The sequence below is a fragment of the Oxobacter pfennigii genome, assembly GCF_001317355.1.
GTDB lineage: Bacteria > Bacillota > Clostridia > Clostridiales > Oxobacteraceae > Oxobacter > Oxobacter pfennigii.
In genome coordinates, this window is record NZ_LKET01000027.1 from 1 (window position 1) to 16,585 (window position 16,585).

At 39.7% G+C, this 16,585-nt stretch carries 14 protein-coding genes and 1 rRNA gene; 2 read left to right on the forward strand and 13 right to left on the reverse strand.

Annotation, left to right across the window (positions count from 1 at the left end; all coding sequences use genetic code 11):
* Positions 1 to 206: ribosomal RNA gene (locus OXPF_RS06100) — 16S ribosomal RNA — on the reverse strand; the annotation flags it as partial.
* A gap of 378 nt (positions 207 to 584) precedes the next feature.
* Entirely contained in the window at positions 585 to 986 is a 402-nt protein-coding gene (locus tag OXPF_RS06105; RefSeq protein ID WP_054874327.1) for a hypothetical protein, read from the reverse strand.
* A 142-nt stretch (positions 987 to 1,128) separates the two neighbouring features.
* On the opposite strand from OXPF_RS06105, the gene OXPF_RS06110 reads away from it, so the two are divergent.
* Positions 1,129 to 1,542, forward strand: coding sequence for a zinc ribbon domain-containing protein (locus tag OXPF_RS06110; RefSeq protein ID WP_054874328.1), 414 nt, complete (start codon positions 1,129 to 1,131; stop codon positions 1,540 to 1,542).
* A 180-nt stretch (positions 1,543 to 1,722) separates the two neighbouring features.
* On the opposite strand, the gene OXPF_RS06115 is transcribed toward OXPF_RS06110, so the two are convergent.
* Positions 1,723 to 2,556, reverse strand: a complete 834-nt coding sequence (locus OXPF_RS06115) for a hypothetical protein (protein ID WP_054874329.1) — start codon at positions 2,554 to 2,556, stop codon at positions 1,723 to 1,725.
* 172 nt (positions 2,557 to 2,728) lie between these two features.
* Between OXPF_RS06115 and OXPF_RS06120 the strand changes: the two genes are divergently transcribed.
* Positions 2,729 to 3,313 carry a manganese efflux pump MntP gene (locus OXPF_RS06120; RefSeq protein WP_054874330.1) on the forward strand — a complete coding sequence of 195 codons (585 nt, stop codon included), beginning with the start codon at positions 2,729 to 2,731 and terminating at the stop codon, positions 3,311 to 3,313.
* Between the two features lie 231 nt (positions 3,314 to 3,544).
* Here OXPF_RS06120 and OXPF_RS06125 read toward each other — a convergent pair whose 3' ends face one another.
* The 10 genes from OXPF_RS06125 to OXPF_RS06170 form a co-directional block, all read right to left on the reverse strand.
* Positions 3,545 to 4,936, reverse strand: coding sequence for an MBL fold metallo-hydrolase RNA specificity domain-containing protein (locus tag OXPF_RS06125; protein WP_242854334.1), 1,392 nt, complete (start codon positions 4,934 to 4,936; stop codon positions 3,545 to 3,547).
* A gap of 272 nt (positions 4,937 to 5,208) precedes the next feature.
* Entirely contained in the window at positions 5,209 to 5,931 is a 723-nt protein-coding gene (locus tag OXPF_RS06130) for a C39 family peptidase (protein WP_054874331.1), read from the reverse strand.
* Positions 5,932 to 6,097: 166 nt separating this feature from the next.
* A complete protein-coding gene (locus OXPF_RS06135) occupies positions 6,098 to 6,355 on the reverse strand; it encodes an aspartyl-phosphate phosphatase Spo0E family protein (protein ID WP_054874332.1) in 258 nt (85 codons plus the stop codon).
* A 199-nt stretch (positions 6,356 to 6,554) separates the two neighbouring features.
* Positions 6,555 to 7,844 (reverse strand): uracil-xanthine permease family protein, encoded by a 1,290-nt coding sequence (locus tag OXPF_RS06140; protein WP_054874333.1) that lies wholly within the window; start codon positions 7,842 to 7,844, stop codon positions 6,555 to 6,557.
* Between the two features lie 187 nt (positions 7,845 to 8,031).
* Positions 8,032 to 8,322, reverse strand: coding sequence for an STAS domain-containing protein (locus OXPF_RS06145; protein WP_054874334.1), 291 nt, complete (start codon positions 8,320 to 8,322; stop codon positions 8,032 to 8,034).
* Entirely contained in the window at positions 8,303 to 10,336 is a 2,034-nt protein-coding gene (locus OXPF_RS06150) for a methyl-accepting chemotaxis protein (protein WP_054874335.1), read from the reverse strand. Before OXPF_RS06150 ends, OXPF_RS06145 begins: the two co-directional genes overlap by 20 nt.
* Positions 10,337 to 10,388: 52 nt before the next feature.
* The gene (locus OXPF_RS06155; RefSeq protein ID WP_054874336.1) at positions 10,389 to 10,778 is read right to left on the reverse strand and encodes an ATP-binding protein; all 390 of its coding nucleotides are present in this window, start codon (positions 10,776 to 10,778) and stop codon (positions 10,389 to 10,391) included.
* Between the two features lie 15 nt (positions 10,779 to 10,793).
* Positions 10,794 to 12,209 carry a SpoIIE family protein phosphatase gene (locus OXPF_RS06160; protein WP_242854339.1) on the reverse strand — a complete coding sequence of 472 codons (1,416 nt, stop codon included), beginning with the start codon at positions 12,207 to 12,209 and terminating at the stop codon, positions 10,794 to 10,796.
* Positions 12,210 to 12,552: 343 nt separating this feature from the next.
* Positions 12,553 to 14,391 (reverse strand): ABC transporter ATP-binding protein, encoded by a 1,839-nt coding sequence (locus OXPF_RS06165; protein ID WP_201779680.1) that lies wholly within the window; start codon positions 14,389 to 14,391, stop codon positions 12,553 to 12,555.
* Positions 14,378 to 16,198 carry an ABC transporter ATP-binding protein gene (locus OXPF_RS06170; protein ID WP_242854335.1) on the reverse strand — a complete coding sequence of 607 codons (1,821 nt, stop codon included), beginning with the start codon at positions 16,196 to 16,198 and terminating at the stop codon, positions 14,378 to 14,380. The genes OXPF_RS06165 and OXPF_RS06170 overlap by 14 nt, the downstream gene beginning before the upstream one ends.
* Positions 16,199 to 16,585: the final 387 nt, after the last annotated feature.

Genomic DNA, 16,585 nt, shown 5'->3' on the forward strand with positions numbered 1-16,585 from the left:
CTCCTTTAACGGTGCCTGGATGCCCAAGCTCCGCATCATGCGGTATTAATCACCCTTTCGGGTGGCTATCCCCCTCTATGAGGCAGGTTACCCACGTGTTACTCACCCGTCCGCCGCTAAGATACATTGCTGCATCTCCGCTCGACTTGCATGTGTTAGGCACGCCGCCAGCGTTCGTCCTGAGCCAGGATCAAACTCTCATGTTAAGTTTATTTCCTAGCTAGACTTAACTAGCTATTAATTACTGTTCTAGGTTTCTCAAAAGATATTGTGACTAATTATCGAAGATAACTCATTATCCATGATAATTAATTTGGGTTGTTTCAGTCTTACCTGAAACGCTTCACACAATCTCTCACACTGTTCAATTTTCAAGGATCGTTACCGCTCTTTTGAAGCGGCTGCTCCGAGGGGAGCGACATTTACTATCTTATCATCTCTCTTGCCCTCTGTCAACATGGTTTTTGTTGGCAGTTTTTCTTTTTCTCTTCGCAAAAGTGACGCTTGATTAATATATCATCTTTAACTGCGCATGTCAACATATTATTTTATAACAATCGGCGCTTTCCCCTTCCCCCCGCATTTTATATATCGTCAGGCTCTTCGATTTCATAATAATCAGCCTCTACTAAACCTGCCCCCTCGCGGTTTTCTTTCCTTTTATCCTTGTGTTTTCTCTTTCTTTCTCCATGCAATCTATGTTCATAATAGCTTAAGTCCTTCTCCTCCTTGGCTGCCTTTATCCTTAGATTCAAATCGTCTATTTTACGGCATCTCTCTATTATCCTTTTTTCATCAAAAGCACTCCTTCTGTTCATCTTATATACTAAAGACCCTAAGTCCTTTAAAACCTCATCCCTTTCTTTTTTAAGAGAATTGACCTCAAGCCACACCCTTGCATCCCCTGCAAACTTACCTGTCTTATGCCCCATAGCTTTCATATACTTATCCATTTCATCCATTACCTTTTCAAAAAAATCAGCCATAATACCCCACTTCTTAATTAATACTAATACTATATAATATGAATAGAATTTCATATGGACAATCAAACATAATGGTTATATTTGGTATTATTTTAGTTTATAATAGCATTAATGTTATATTAAAATTAAAGGGAGTGATATAATGTCTTTTCTTGATAACCTTACGAAAAAGGTAGGCGATGCTGCCAAGGTTGCCGCTAAAAGGTCCGAGGGCTTTATGGAAACTACAAAACTGAACATGGCGATCAGCTCTGACGAGGGCAGAATAAAGGCTATATACAATCAGCTGGGGGAATTAACCTACAACAAATTCAAGGCCGGTGAAATTTCAGATGGTGAGCTTGCGGCATTATGCCTTCAGATCAGGGAAATAGAAAATAACATAGCCGAATTGAAAGAAAAGATAGAAGAGATAAGGTTAACCAAAGACCATGAAACCGCTGAATCTTCCTATACGCCTCCTGCTTCAGCCGAAGAGAAGAAGTTTTGCTCCTCCTGCGGTGCGGAAGTATCCGCCGGAGCAAAATTCTGCTCTTCCTGTGGTACGAGTTTGTAAAATATATAGAAAGTGGGATTACCGATTATCCGCAATCACGTTTTTTCTGTCTATGCAGAGCCGGAGCTTCGTCCATCCTCCGCATTAAAAACACCATAATTGCTGTCAATGTAATGGGGCTGTGTCATTAGTAAAACTGAAGACACAGCCCCATATATAATTAAGAGAGGATATAGAAATTTACAAACCTAACCCAGTACTTCCGATATTACTTTTTTCAATATTTCCGTTATTAATCCTGTCTTTCAAAAAATCTTTTACATGACCCTCGCCTCTCTGAGCACCCTTCCGGAATACCTTCGATATTTCATCTGCCTGCTCATTTGTCAGTATACCATCCTCCACAAGCTCTGAAAGGAAATTTTCTTTATCTGATACTTTATTTTGCATATATTCACGGCGTTCTTCAAAAGTCATATCTCTAATTTTCTCATGGTCCAGTTCTTTATTTTCTTCTTCTGTATTCATATATTCAATCACTTTATCTGCCTGCTCCTGAGTGATTGTCCCTTTTTGCACCAGTTCACTCATAATTTCAGATATTTTCTTGTCTCTTTCTTCTTCATGGATTGAATCAAGTTTATTGCGTATTTCATCTGCTTTTTCCTGAGTTATAATGCCTTCTGTGACTGCCCGTGAATATATATCTTCCTTCACAGGTTTAAGGCTTTGATTTTTATTGTCTTCAAAATACGCTTCCCTTTCCTCTTCAGTCATATCTTTTACTTTATTTAATTCTTCCTTTCTCTCATCTATATTTTTTTGCTGAAGTTCTTTGATTTTATCTGCTGCTTCCTGAGATATAATTTTTTCATCCACAAGAGTCTTTAACTGTTCCTCCATAAATACATCCACAGGAATAAATGTCCCGGGGAAACCCTTTATTCCGCTTCTTAAAATTCTCTCTTTACCATATGTAGGGTTTTTATTTGTATCTGCCATAGCTATACTTCCAGTTGTTAAAATAACTCCGCTTATTACTATACCGCCGACTATTCTAATTAATGCTTTCATAATCACTTTCCTTTCATTTTTTAATTGTTCATCTTGCTTATTTAGATTATAAACTTCTACTGTGACCATTAGGTGAACATATGGTGAAATATTTGTGACAAAATATAATTATGCTAGATTGGCTGAATTATAGAAATATTGATATGGCTTATTATGTTTGGAGGTACTTTAAATGAACCTGATAACCCTGGTGCTTACAGCCTTCGGGCTTTCAATAGATGCTTTTGCAGCTTCCGTAACCAACGGAATAGTAATTCACAACCTTAAAATAAAGCATGCGGTAAAAATAGCTCTTTACTTTGGCTTTTTTCAGGCAGTCATGCCCTTGATAGGCTGGTCGGTAGGTATAAATTTCAGTACATATATTGTTGAGATAGACCACTGGGTGGCATTTTTTGTACTTGGATACATAGGCATCAAAATGGTGGCGGAGAGTTTTAAAAAAGAAGAAGAAAATGAAGTGCCTTCAAAAGAAGAGAACCCTATAAACGATAAAACTTTGTTTATGCTTGCTGTTGCAACAAGCATAGACGCTCTTGCAGTAGGCATAAGCTTTTCCTTTCTCAATGTGGCAATTTTGCAGTCTGCCATAGTTATAGGGGTAATAACTTTTATAATATCCTTCGCCGGCGTAATCTTTGGAAAGAAATGCGGCATCCTGTTTAAAAAAAGGGCAAAAGCATTGGGAGGCATAATATTAGCCCTCATGGGATTTAAGATATTAATGGAGCATACAGGAATGCTTTCTTTTCTTTAATATAAGCAATTAAAAAAGGGGTGTAGCATTTGAAAAAACGCAATGAGCATTGTGAAAGTTCTCTGCAAGCTCTTGGTGACTCTGCCGCAGAAAATACTTAGAATTTTAGATTGCTTGAACGAATGAAGTTTAAAAATTCTTGTATTTTCAAGGCAGGGAACCTTAGAACTTGCAGAGCTCGAGCACAGCAATGCAGTGTTTCAAATGCTACAGCCCCTTTTTGTGTTTACATTATAATTCAAATGTTTCGTATAAATCCGGTACAATGGCTTCGGCATTTGATACTTCTTTAAGCTTCTCTTTAAGGTTTTCGGCGGCTTCGGCGTCTCCGTGGGTTATAAATATTTTTTTCTTTACACCGTTTTTGATACTCTTAACCCATTTTAATATGCCGTTCAAATCGGCGTGGCCGGACAGACCGGGTACGCATTCAACCTCTGCCAGCACTGCAATTTTTTCTCCGAATATTGTTACGGATTTTTCGCCTTCTAAGATCCTTCGGCCTAAAGTACCCTCGGCCTGGTATCCTACGAAAGCAATTGTGGCTTCCTTTCTCCACAGATTATGCTTTAAATGGTGCTTTATCCTTCCGGCTTCGCACATGCCGCTGGAAGAAATAATAACTATACCTTTTTTATTATTCAGAAGCTTGGAATCATCCGCCTTTTCAATGATGTTAAGGTTTGAAAAATTAAGCGGAGCTACGTCGCTCTCTAAAACCTTCAATGCTTCTTCATCATAGCATTCCTTATGCTTTTCAAAAATCTCCGTCGCTTTAATGGCAAGAGGGCTGTCCATAAATATCTGAACATTTTCAAGCTTATGCCTTTTTTCAATATCCAAATAATAATTTAAAATATACAAAAGTTCCTGGGTTCTTCCGACAGCAAAGGAGGGTATAACTAGATTTCCGCCTCTTTCCATCGTATTTATTATAATATCATAAAGGCTTTGAGTTTCTTCCCTCATCTCATGAAGCCTGTCACCGTAAGTAGATTCCGTTATGAGATAATCAGTTCCATCTATATATTCATAATTCCTTATGATAGGTATATCAACATTTCCCAAATCACCGGTAAAGGTTATTGTCTTCTTCTTCCCTTCATCATTTATATTGAGAATGATGATGGCCGAACCTAAAAGATGTCCTGCGTCTTTTAAAGTCAGGCTGATGTTTTCATCTATTGTAATTGTTTTATTATAGGTTACAGGCACCACATATTTTGCAACCTTTTCCGCATCTTCAACTGTATATAAGGGCTCTACCGGGTCTAATCCCTTCCTGAGCCTTTTTTTAGTCTCCCACTGGGCTTCCATCTCCTGGATGTGTCCGCTGTCTTTCAGCATTATACCTATCAGTTCTGCTGTTGCCGATGTGCAGTATATGCTGCCTGTAAAACCTTTCTTGACTAAAAGAGGTATCCTTCCAGAATGGTCTATGTGGGCATGGGTTAAAATCATAAAATCAATGTCTCCAGGGAAAAAACGAAAATTCTCTGAGTTATGCTCTGCCATATTGCCCTGGAACATTCCGCAGTCCACCAAAAATTTTCTTCCTGCAGCCTCTAAATAGTAACAGGAGCCTGTAACTGTCCTGGCTGCGCCTAAAAATCTTATCTTCATAATTAATCCCTTCTCTCTAGCATATAAACTAATTATATAACACGAGAAGATGGTTGCAAAGGGCAAAGTGCAAAGGGGCTGCCGCATTTGAAACAATATAAATGAGCATTTGCGAGAGTTCTCTCTAAAGCTCTTGGTGACTCTGCCAAGATATTACTTAGGATTTTAGATGGCAGGAAACCTTAGAACTTGCAGAACTCGAGCACAGCAATGCAGTGTTTCAAATGCTACAGCCCCTAGACCTAGACGCCGAAACGGAAGGTGCCCCAAAATCATCTGCTGTAGGTTATAGCGTGTTTGCCCATCTGCTCCCAGGCTGCGATGAAGCTTTCCCGATCGACTGCCTTATTCTTCTCCCCTGTCAAGGGGTCGTTTAAATATATGTTCTTGTTATCATATCCTGTTATGACTACACTGTGCTCTTTTGTTGTGACTTTTATCTTTCCTTTTACAGTCTGCCAGGTTGCAAACTGGTCTTCTGCAAGTACATTGAAGGTTGTGTTGTTTATGACCCAAACAGGTCTTCCCCTGTCTAAATACTGGAGCACCCATCTGAAGTCCTCACCTGTTAAGTTTACTATTTTATATGGAATGTATTTATTGGCAAGCTCCTGGATTGGCTTGTCATAAACCCCCAATCCCGGCTGGCTCATTGTGTAAATATTCCCCACGAATCCTGAGTTTGGATGGCCGTACAAGCCGTTTTCCAAATATGGAACCTTCCTTATTTTTTCAGCCAGCTCCATTTTCGTCACTTCAACCCCCGCATAATTCAGCAGCATGGTAAGGGATGTGACTTCACAGCCTCTGGGAAGCTCAGGCAATTGGGATATTACCGGCACGTCCAGTAAAACCTTCTTTTCCTCCGGCATATCGGCTAAGGTCATAGGCTTCTTTACCTCCAAATATATTACCGGTCTGGCAAGGATATGGATGGTTATAAAATAGACTTCTGCAATTATAAGCATTATTAATATATATAATATTTTCTTCATAATATCACTGCTCCGGGTAATTTACTAAAATCAGCAGCGGTATTTACTGCCTATATCTTATATTTCGTATAATTTTAAAAAATATAAAGTCCAAAATCTAACAAAAGGACTGTAAACACAGTCCTTTTATTCAATAAATAATATTTAAAATCCGGTAACACATGTATTACATTTTATTTGCCTGTATGGCATAATACTTGTTTAACATCTTGTCCAGCTCTTTGCTGACAAAAATAACATCGGGATTTAATAAATCGCTGTCATCTAAAATCAAACTGCATAAGTAGCTTTTTACAATCTCGATACGCGAATATATCCTTTTAGACTCCACACAACACCCTTCTTTCCTCATAGTCATGGTAAAACCCTTTAATATTCTGCCACAAATTTCAAGGAATGTAAAATTCAACGCATCCAAATTCATGGGAATAATCCCCATTTATTTAGCATATCTTTGTATTTTAACAACTATCTTAATTTATCGTATTTTTTTCGATAAAAGTTATATTTTATCAATACCCGTAAATATATGGTGTTTAAAAACTTCTACACTACCAATAACACCATAAAATCACAAAAAAATATGAAAAACGGCAGTGCTGTTTTTCATATTTTTTAATTTATTAATTATTCCTGTTTATGCCCAACAGGGCGTTTATTATGATTCCGAATACTGCTGCTGTGGCGATTGCCGGCAGCTTTAATCCAAACATGGGAATAAGTCCGCCTTCAAAAGCAAAGGTACCGCCCAGGCCTATCGTGAGTATTGTGGATATTATGGCGAGATTTCTTGTATCAAACATGTCCACCTGCTGGCTTATCATTATAGCCAAACCCTGTACTCCTATAACTCCGAAAAGATATATGGTAATTCCCCCTATTACCGCACCGGGTATTGAATTTACCACGGCGGATAATGTGCCTGAAAATGATATAACCATTGTTATAACAGCCGCCACTATAAGTACCAAGCTTGAGAAATTTCTTGTAATAGCCATGGTGCTTAAATTCTCGCCGTAGTTTGTTCCTGCAGGACCGCCGATAAGTGCTGAAACTATATCGCCTATGCCGTCACCTATAAGGTTTAATCCTAATTTGTCGGCTATTTTATATTTCTTCTTGCTTCCTGTTTTTACTGCCAGGTCATTTACGTATAAATCCAGCTGAAATAAATGTGCCGATGATTCGGGTATCGTTGCTATGGCAATAGGCATAACAGCCAATGCTGAAGCCAGGCTCATCTTAGGCAGTGTGAAATGGGGCACTGTAATCGGCGCAGCGGCTGCAATGCTTCCAAAATCCACAAGTCCGAAAGGTATGCTGACTATATAACCTAAAATTATTCCAAGTAATATTGATAACTGTCCGTAGGTTCCCTTTAGGAACACCGAGAAAAACATCGTTGCCAAAAGTGTAATAAGGGCCACCGGCCAGTGTGCTGCCGCACCGCTCATGGCAGTTCCTGCCAGAGATAAACCAATTACGATTGCTATGCTTCCTGTAATGGTTGGAGGAAGTATTTTATCAATTCTTTCTTTACCGAATTTATTTACCATAAAACCTGCTGCAATTGATACTAAACCCGATGCCATGATACCAAACTGAGCTTCTGCTATGAGGCTGTCGCTTGCAACCTGTCCGAATTCCTTAACTCCGGTTATGGCGACTATGGCTGATATATATGAAAAACTGGAGCCATAGAATAATGGTATCTGCCTTTTAGTAACTACCATAAAGCATAATGTAGCAAAACCGCTGGCAAATAAAGTTGTGGATACATGGAAGCCTGTAAGTAGGGCAACCAAAACCGTTGCCGGGAACATAATAAGTATCTGCTGCAGTGCAAAGAGTATGAGCTTCCATATAGGGGGATTTTCGTCGGGTAAATAGCCTGTTAATTTTTCTTCGTTCATAATTTCCACCTTCCGTTTTAAAAAATATTAATGATTGCAATAAAAAAACTTCTTACCGTTTAACCAGCAAGAAGTTATTACACAACTAATCTAACATATCTTGCCGGTCTCACGGGACCAACTTAAAGATACTATTTAATCTGCCTTTCATAGTGTAACATCAAAATATTTAAAAAACAAGAATAATTTAATTAATTTCGAATACTTTATCCAATCGGGTAAGCTTGAATATTTTATATACATTGGGGTTCATGGAACGAAGCTTAAGGCTTCCCCCTGCTTCCATGCACCTTTTATAGACGGCCACGATTACTCCTAGCCCTGTGCTGTCTATAAAGCTGCAGTTTTTAAAATCCATTATTATGTTCTTATGGAATAATTCGCTCATTTCTTTTCTTAATTCCGATGCCTGCTCAACTGAAAAATAGTCGGGAATCATTATAACTATTTCCTTATCCTTACCCTGAGATACTATCATTTTTCTCCCCCTTTACCTTAAACCTTCTTACCAATTCCTCTAAGCCTGCCGACAAGCTGCTTGTTTCCTCTGCGGTTGACGCAATGGTCTCGATGGTTGCTGTCTGTTCTTCTGTTGCTGCGGAAACCTCCTGGCTGTTTGCCGATGTGGTTTCGGTAATGGTTGCTATTGTATCGATCAATTTTATTACCTGATCTGATGTTGCTACCTCATCCTTTGTAATATCGTCTATCTCTTCTACGTCCCCTACTATCTGCTCAACGGCATTTATAATATTCACAAAGGATTTGTCGGTTTCGTTTGCTATTCTCACTCCGTTTTCAACGGCTTCCTTGCCGCCGTCTATGGAGCTTACAGCCTTCTCAGTATGTTTTATCATTTCATTAACAAGCATTGCAATCTCATTTGCCCCTGTATTGGACTGCTCTGATAATTTACGGACCTCTTCCGCTACAACGGTAAAGCCTTTTCCGTGCTCTCCTGCCCTGGCAGCTTCTATGGCTGCATTTAATGCAAGAAGGTTTGTTTGCTCTGCTATGGCATTTATTGTGGTAATGATGCCTCCTACCTTGTTGGAAAGCTCGTTTAAAGCAGCGACAACTTTGGCCGTATCATTTGTGCTTATACTTATTTTATCCATTGCCTTAACGGTTTCTTCAACCTTAATACGCCCGTATTTTGCGGCTTCCTTGGTCTCAACGGCGTTTTTATTGGCGGACATGGCTTTATTCTGAGCCATCTGCACCAAACTGGACAGCTGTACTAAAACCTGTGAAGCTGTGACTACGGCACCGTTTTGGTGTTCGGCATTATCGGAAACTTCCTGAATGCTTAAATTTATCTGCTGGGCAGCAGAGCTTACCTGCTCAGCAGAAGCAGCCATCTCTTCGGAGGAAGCAGCCAATTCCTGAGCCCCTGCCCTTACCTGGCTTACAATTTGTGACTGGTGCTCCATCATATCGTTAAAGGAATTGCCCAGTGCTTCCAGTTCATCCTTGGATTTTATATCGGAACGGGCTGTCAAATCTCCGCTCCCGGCAATCTCCATTAATTTCTGCATCTTTCTTATGGGATTTACTATCTCTTTTGATGAGATAAAAAATGCAAGGAACAAAGCTATGATTATAGCTGCAGCTGTGATTATTATGGTATCAATAAGTATTGTCCTGGCAGGTGCCATGTATTCGTCATAGTTGGCTGTTAATGCAACCACCCAGTCTCCCACAGGCTGGAACCGCACAAATTTGTAGACCCCTTCATATGTATAAAAGCCTTCTCCCGTTTCTCCCGCCTTCATTTTTTCCACCAGTGCGACAAGCTCTCTGCTGTCTGAGTCACTTAAATTTTCAGCCAGTATCTTTTCTGTTACAGGATGGCTGACTAAAAGACCTGTCCTGTCAATCATATATGAATAACCGTTTTGCCCTATTATAGCTTCTGTGGAGGCTTTCACTATTTCATTAAAATTTATAGTAGCAACAATAAGTCCCGTAACCCTTCCTTCGGATATTAAAGGAACGGCTGCTGCAACAACGGTATTGCCCGTAATCCTCGATGTCAAAACCTCGCTCATTGCCTCAGTGCCGGATAAAGCTTTTTTAACATAGTCCCGGTCGCTTAAATTCATGTCAGGGTTCTTTGAATCGTCCGTAATCATCGCTACCCCGTATGCATCTGTGATAACCAGACTTTCAATAAGCTGGCTGTCATCTTTTTTCAAGGCTGTAAGATAATTAATTGCCTTGTCTTTGGCCTCTTCATTTGTCCTTAAGGATGCCGAGGCATTGATAACGTCCTCGTTGCGGCTGGCTGCCTTTATAAATTTCATAACCGACTGGGCTGTCATGTCTATTGCTTCAGCAATATCCTGGTTTTGCTGCCTTAACTGCTGCTCTATAACTTGCTGAAGTGAACCGGAAGACATCCTGTAGGAGAAAAAACCAAGAATCATCATTGGTATGGCAATAAACATAAGAAATGTGCCCGCCAATTTGATCTTTATGCTTAATTTCATGTATCTTCACTCCCCGTGTATTTATAAGAATATGAAAACATAATATTTTTCATTAGTATATTCTGACTTTCTTCTCTATAATCACAGTGCTGTCGTTAAAACTTATTTTATCCGAACAGCAGCTTATGAGATAAAACCCCCTCCCTTTTTCACTTAATATTCTTTCATCGGCGATTTTTTCGGGTATTAAATTTTCTGTCATACCGTCGCCGCAGTCCTTTATTTCAATTATCACAATTTCACCGTCATAACGAAATTTAAGACAGACAGGCTTTGATGCATCTCCCTTGTTTCCATGAACAAAGGCATTTGTGAGGGCTTCAGACATAATAAGCCTTAAATCAAAGCTGTCTTCTTCATTAAAATTCATTTCCTTGATAATCTCTTCAATGATAATTCTTTGATTTTTCGTTCCAAACATATTGTATTCCTTGTTTATCATGCATCTCCTCCGTAATCATTTGATTTCTACCCCTAACCATGTACAGTCGTCATAGAGCTTTTTAACATCAAATAATGTTTTGCTTAAGTAATCCTTCATTTTTTCCTGGGTCTCAAGTACCAAACACTTCTCACTTTCAAATAAATCATCTATTATAAAATCCAGACCGTCGGTGTAAAAACCAAAGCAGTCCTTTTCCTTAAAGCTTATAATATGCTGCTCAAATTCACTGTCTTCAAACATACCCAAAAACGGACCTTTTACTGTTTCTATGCTCCAGCTGCTTGAAGCCTCTTTGTGCATATACTGATTTATACCCGCGCCGGCAATTACAACCTCTTTTTTTGAAAAATCAAATAAAAAACAGCATACGGCAATGTAATCATCTTCAAAATGCCTTATTACCTGCCGGTTTAAGTAATTCAATATTTTAATTGGCTCCCAGTCTATCAACAGGCCGTCGCTGAATAGCACCTTTATGGCATTTACATTTAATGCGGCGGTCATTCCCTTCCCGCAGACATCCCCTATGATACCCACTACCTTATTGTCATCCAGCCTGTATAATTGATAGAAATCGCCGCTTACAGACATTGCAGGTATGTATATGCTCTTTAATTCTGCTTTGTCTTCCAGGGGAAACTTTGTGTCCAGCCGATGCTGCTGCAGGCTCTCGGCTCTTGCAAATTCCCTTTTTCGCTCCGTCTCATCATGAATTATGGAATATAAAAGCTGTTTTCCCTTTAACACTATGGGGCCGCTGTATACTTCCACATGCCTTACCCTTCCGTCCTTTAAACGGTGGCTGAAATTAAAGGTTCTGCTTTTGGTGCTCTTAGCATGGCTCATTTTTGTTCGTATCTCTTCATCGGTCAAAGTATTGATGCGGTTTATATTCATATTTATAATTTCTTTTTTGCTGTATCCGTAAAATTTCAGGGCTGCGGGATTGGCACCTTCTATAAGAGCGGTTTCGGGATTTATGATGAGAATGGGAGAATTGTTTTTTTCAAATAAAGCACTGTATATCTCCTTATTTTCTTCAAATTTTTCCTCAATCAATTTTTGCCTCGTTATATCCGAATGGGATATAACGACGTAATCCCTTTTCCCGGTGAGGGGAGAAACATTCAGCCTATACCATGATTCCTTTCCTTTATAGCGGCAGGGATACTCATAGGTGAAATTATTCTTCTCTCCATTCAACACTTCCTTTATTCCCTGATAAGTGCTCTTCGCATACTCCAAATCATCCCAGGCATTATCGCAAACCTTAAAATAATTTACTCCCATACCGGTTGTCCCTGGCTTTGCACCGTTTTCTTCGGCAAATTTCTCCCAGGAAATGTTTACATATACGATAGTACCTACCTTGTCCAAAACTGCAATCCGGTCTGTAAGCGAATTAAGCACCATAAAACTGAGTTCCATCACATTATTTTTTTTATGACTCAAGTCTAACACCTTCTTTGAATATTCCGGCTGATATTTATTAACGAAAACAGACCAATTCTAGCAATTTTCAACAATTAATTTATTATAACATTTATATGGATATTTGTGTATCAATTAATAATAATTTCCTGACAACTTAATGAAGCTATTTGACTGCTTCCACAATAAATTAAGGCATGAAAAATCCCCCTAACCGCAGTTTGTTATATTCTACGGCCAGGGGGTTATTTTTGTAATATCCGCTTTTATGGGTTCAAATTAATAGTATAGAGCTTTTAAAAATAACATTATCTTTTAAGAGGCATTGTTTTTAAAACAATTATATAACCTGAATTTTATCCAGAATACCCTTTCCCATTTCTTCCTTGAATTGATTAGTATACAAGCTGTAGTAATAGCCCTTTAACGCCATGAGCTCTTTATGGTTTCCCTGTTCTATTACTTTTCCCTTTTTAATCACCAGGATCCTTCCGGCAGAGCGGATGGTTGACAGCCTGTGGGCTATTATAAAGCTGGTCCGCCCTTTTAACACCCTCTCCACCGCGTGCTGTATTACCTTTTCAGTTTCGGTGTCAATAGAGGATGTAGCTTCATCCAGCACGAATATTTTAGGATTGGCTATGAGGGCCCGGGCAAAGGATATAAGCTGCTTTTCTCCCGTCGACAGCCTGTTTCCTCCTTCTCCCACTTCCGTATCATAGCCTTTGCTTAGCCTTACAATAAAATTATGGGCATTGACAAGTTTTGAAGCTCTGATTATTTCCTCATCCGTAGCAGTAAGCTTTCCGTAGCGTATATTGTCCTTTACGGTGCCGCTGAAAAGGTGGGGGGACTGGAGCACATATCCCAAGTTTGACTGAAGCCAGACTAAGGACCGCTCCTTATAATCCACGCCGTCAATTAAAATAACCCCTTCCGTAGGCTCATAAAATCGGCATAAGAGATTTACTATGGTGCTTTTTCCCGAACCTGTTTCTCCGACCAGTGCTATGGTTTCTCCTTCTTTAACCTCCAGGTTGAAGTTATCCAGTACCTTCTCCCCCCTTTTATAGGAGAAGGATACATTCTTAAAGGCTATATTTCCTTTTATATCTTCCCAGTTTTCTTTCTTAGGAAAAAACACATCACCGTAAGTGCGGATGACTTCTTTTTTATCCACAATATCCGGCTGGGTTTCTATCATGGACAGCACCCTCTCTCCTGAGGCCTGGGCTGACTGAAATTCCGCAAAAATCCTGGCAAGCTCTCTTATGGGTTCAAAGAACTGCACCGTATATGCGACAAAGGCGACCAGGGTACCGTAGGTTAATGTGCCGGCTACAAGGCCGTCTCCTCCAAACCACAATACAAAAGCCGTTCCTATGCTTCCTAAAGCCATGACTACAGGAAGATAAATGGAGGTAAGAACAGCCGCCTTCACAGAGGCTTTGAACATTTGACCCGTAATTTCCTTAAACTCCTCTAAGTTCTTTTCTTCCCTTACAAGTACCTTGGAGGTTTTTGCCCCCATGATTCCTTCATTGAAAGCTCCTGTTATTCTGGAATTTATCTTTTTTACCTTTCTATATAAATTAAGAATCTTCTGCTGAAAAAATATGCTTAATACCGCCAGCACCGGGACAACAGACAGGGTAATCAATGCAAGCTTCCAGTTCATGTAGAGCATGGAAACCATAACCGCAACCATCATGGCGCTTCCCCAGGCCAGATCCACAAGCCCCCAGGCTATGGTCTCACCCAACCTGGTGGTATCGGAGTTCATCCTGGCCATAATCCATCCTACAGGAGTTTTGTCATAATATGAAAAGGACAGCTCCTGCAAGCGTTTAAAGCCCTCTTTTCTTATGTCATAGGTTATGCCCATCTCGATTTTCCCGGCAATTGCAATGAGCATCCCTATATTTACAGCTTGCAAAATAACCAGAAGGCCATAATAGAGCATAAACTTATCCATACCTTCCAAATTCCCCGGCACAATGAATTTATCTATAGCGTACTTTGACATCATAGTAAAAGCCGCATCGACAATACCGCTGCCTATTAATATGGCGGCAAGTAAAATCATCCATGATTTGTAGGGCTTTGCATATTTTAATAATTTTTTCCACAGGGTCAAATCAAATCCCTTGCTGAAATCCTCTTCATCATACATAGCCATATTCATCACCTGCCTTAACTATTTCCTGTTCAATTGAATTTTGTATATTCCAAATCCTTTGATACAGCCCCTCTTCTGAAACCAATTGTTCATGAGTTCCCGTCTGTTTAAGCTTCCCTTCATGAAGAACCAATATTAAATCAGCTTCCTTTAAAGTGGTAATCCTGTGAGAAATGATAAAAGTTGTGGCTGTATTTTTTCTTTCCTTTAAGGAATTTCTTATCCTGACATCCGTTTCTGTATCAACGGCACTTAAAGAGTCATCAAAAATAAGTATGGGGGTATTCATAACAAGGGTTCTTGCCATTGCTACCCTCTGCTTTTGGCCGCCTGATAACGTAACTCCTCTTTCGCCGACGATTGTATCATAGCCTTCCTCAAATTCGTTGATAACATCGTGGACGCTTGATACCCTTGCCGCTTCGAATACCTCGTCATCACCTGCCCTATAATTTGAAAGGCCTATGTTTTCCTTTATGCTCCTCGAAAAGAGAAAGGGTTCCTGAAGTATCAATCCTACATTCTTTCTTAAATGCTCTTTATTTATGTCCTTTAATTCAACGCCGTCTATATATATGTGGCCGGAGTTATAATCATAAAGTCCCTGCAGAAGGTGGACCAGTGATGATTTTCCCGAGCCTGTGGCTCCGAGAATGGCAATTGTCTCTCCTTTTTTAGCGGTAAATGAAATATCCTCTAAAATTTCTCTGCCCTCTTCATAGCCTAAAGAAACATTTTCAAATTCAATGTCGCCTTCCATTTGAGGTTTAAGCCCATTTTCCTTCATATCCTCAAGGGGCGCATCAAGTATTTCTTTTATCCTTCCCAATGATACCAATGCTTTTCCCGCGTCGGTAAGTATCCTTCCTAAATGCCTGATAGGCCAAAGTAGCTTCCCTTCATAAGATGTGAATACCACTAAAGTTCCCAGAGTGATTGCTCCCGTAACTGTCCTGTATACGCCGTATATAAGCACGATGCCCGTCTGAGACATAATAACAAAATCAGACATTGCTAAGTAAACTGCCAGAAGCATGGATAATTTAAAGGATTTATCCCTGTATTCCCTGTTCTTTTCATCGTATTTATCAACCTCATATTTCTGCCTTCCGAAAGCCTTTACAACCCGGACCGCCGTTAAATTTTCCTGAAGAGTCGTCGACAGCCTTCCTTCGGCTTCGTCGGCATCCTGAAAGAGGCGGCTTACCTTATTGAAAAACACAACGGCAAATATGAATATGAAAGGCATGGTAGCCGTAGATACAAGAGTCATATTAATGTTTAAAGATATCATAACCGTAAGCGCCGAGGCTATCATAAATATAATGTTTCCCATCTCTACCATCTGAACTGCAAGAAACCTTCTTATAGTCTCGATGTCTGAGGTACAGCGCTGTATCAAATCCCCCGTCTCCGCCTTTACGTGATAATCGTAAGGAAGGCTTTGTATATGGGAGTACACAACATCCCTCATATTTCTTGCAGCGGCTTCCGAGGCTTCAGCAGACAACTTTCCTTTTAAATAAAGAAAAATACCGTTCAATGCCGTAACAGCCACAAGAATAAGTGCAGGCACCCATAAATTATTCATGAGCACTTCCCTGCCCCCCAATTTATTTATAAACCACATTAAAAATTCCGGAACTTCCTCAGGCTTATTCTGTATTATGTAGTCAATTGCCACCTTCACGATCAAAGGCGTAGCAAGAGACAATACTGCAGAAATACCCATGCTTAATATGGCTCCAAAGTATTGGAGCCTGTTCCCCCTCATAATCGCCCACATGAGCCGTAATTTTGCTGCCAAAAATATCACTTCCCCATTATTCATTGCTTTTGCCCGACAAAAAAACCATAGAAAAAGTCACATACCCATGGCTATTCTACGGCAATTTGAAATTTCATATACACATCTATGTAAATATAAAAAGCCACAGGTACGCACTCCCTGTGGCTCTGTTTTACTTTTAGGCAATAAAAAACAAAATAATTAAAAGCCAGATACCGGTCGTGCGATGAAATTTTCTAATTTAACTATTACGCTGTCCTCTCTGAATTTCATGTTTACGACCCCCTCTCAATTAATCTGCTACCTTTTTAGTATAATACTTAAATTTGGAAAAGGCAACGGATTTTATACAAGTTTTGTCTTTTTCAGCGGGGCGGCAGCAGGAAAGCCTAAAATCGCACCCAA

Coding starts and splice junctions, on each gene's coding strand:
- OXPF_RS06125 (WP_242854334.1), bottom strand. CDS start 4,936: ATGAAGATAAGATTTTTAGGCGCAGCCAGGACAGTTACAGGCTCCTGT.
- OXPF_RS06140 (WP_054874333.1), bottom strand. CDS start 7,844: ATGAACGAAGAAAAATTAACAGGCTATTTACCCGACGAAAATCCCCCT.
- OXPF_RS06145 (WP_054874334.1), bottom strand. CDS start 8,322: ATGATAGTATCTCAGGGTAAGGATAAGGAAATAGTTATAATGATTCCC.
- OXPF_RS06130 (WP_054874331.1), bottom strand. CDS start 5,931: ATGAAGAAAATATTATATATATTAATAATGCTTATAATTGCAGAAGTC.
- OXPF_RS06105 (WP_054874327.1), bottom strand. CDS start 986: ATGGCTGATTTTTTTGAAAAGGTAATGGATGAAATGGATAAGTATATG.
- OXPF_RS06120 (WP_054874330.1), top strand. CDS start 2,729: ATGAACCTGATAACCCTGGTGCTTACAGCCTTCGGGCTTTCAATAGAT.
- OXPF_RS06110 (WP_054874328.1), top strand. CDS start 1,129: ATGTCTTTTCTTGATAACCTTACGAAAAAGGTAGGCGATGCTGCCAAG.
- OXPF_RS06135 (WP_054874332.1), bottom strand. CDS start 6,355: ATGAATTTGGATGCGTTGAATTTTACATTCCTTGAAATTTGTGGCAGA.
- OXPF_RS06150 (WP_054874335.1), bottom strand. CDS start 10,336: ATGAAATTAAGCATAAAGATCAAATTGGCGGGCACATTTCTTATGTTT.
- OXPF_RS06155 (WP_054874336.1), bottom strand. CDS start 10,778: ATGATAAACAAGGAATACAATATGTTTGGAACGAAAAATCAAAGAATT.
- OXPF_RS06115 (WP_054874329.1), bottom strand. CDS start 2,556: ATGAAAGCATTAATTAGAATAGTCGGCGGTATAGTAATAAGCGGAGTT.
- OXPF_RS06160 (WP_242854339.1), bottom strand. CDS start 12,209: ATGGAACTCAGTTTTATGGTGCTTAATTCGCTTACAGACCGGATTGCA.
- OXPF_RS06165 (WP_201779680.1), bottom strand. CDS start 14,391: ATGGCTATGTATGATGAAGAGGATTTCAGCAAGGGATTTGATTTGACC.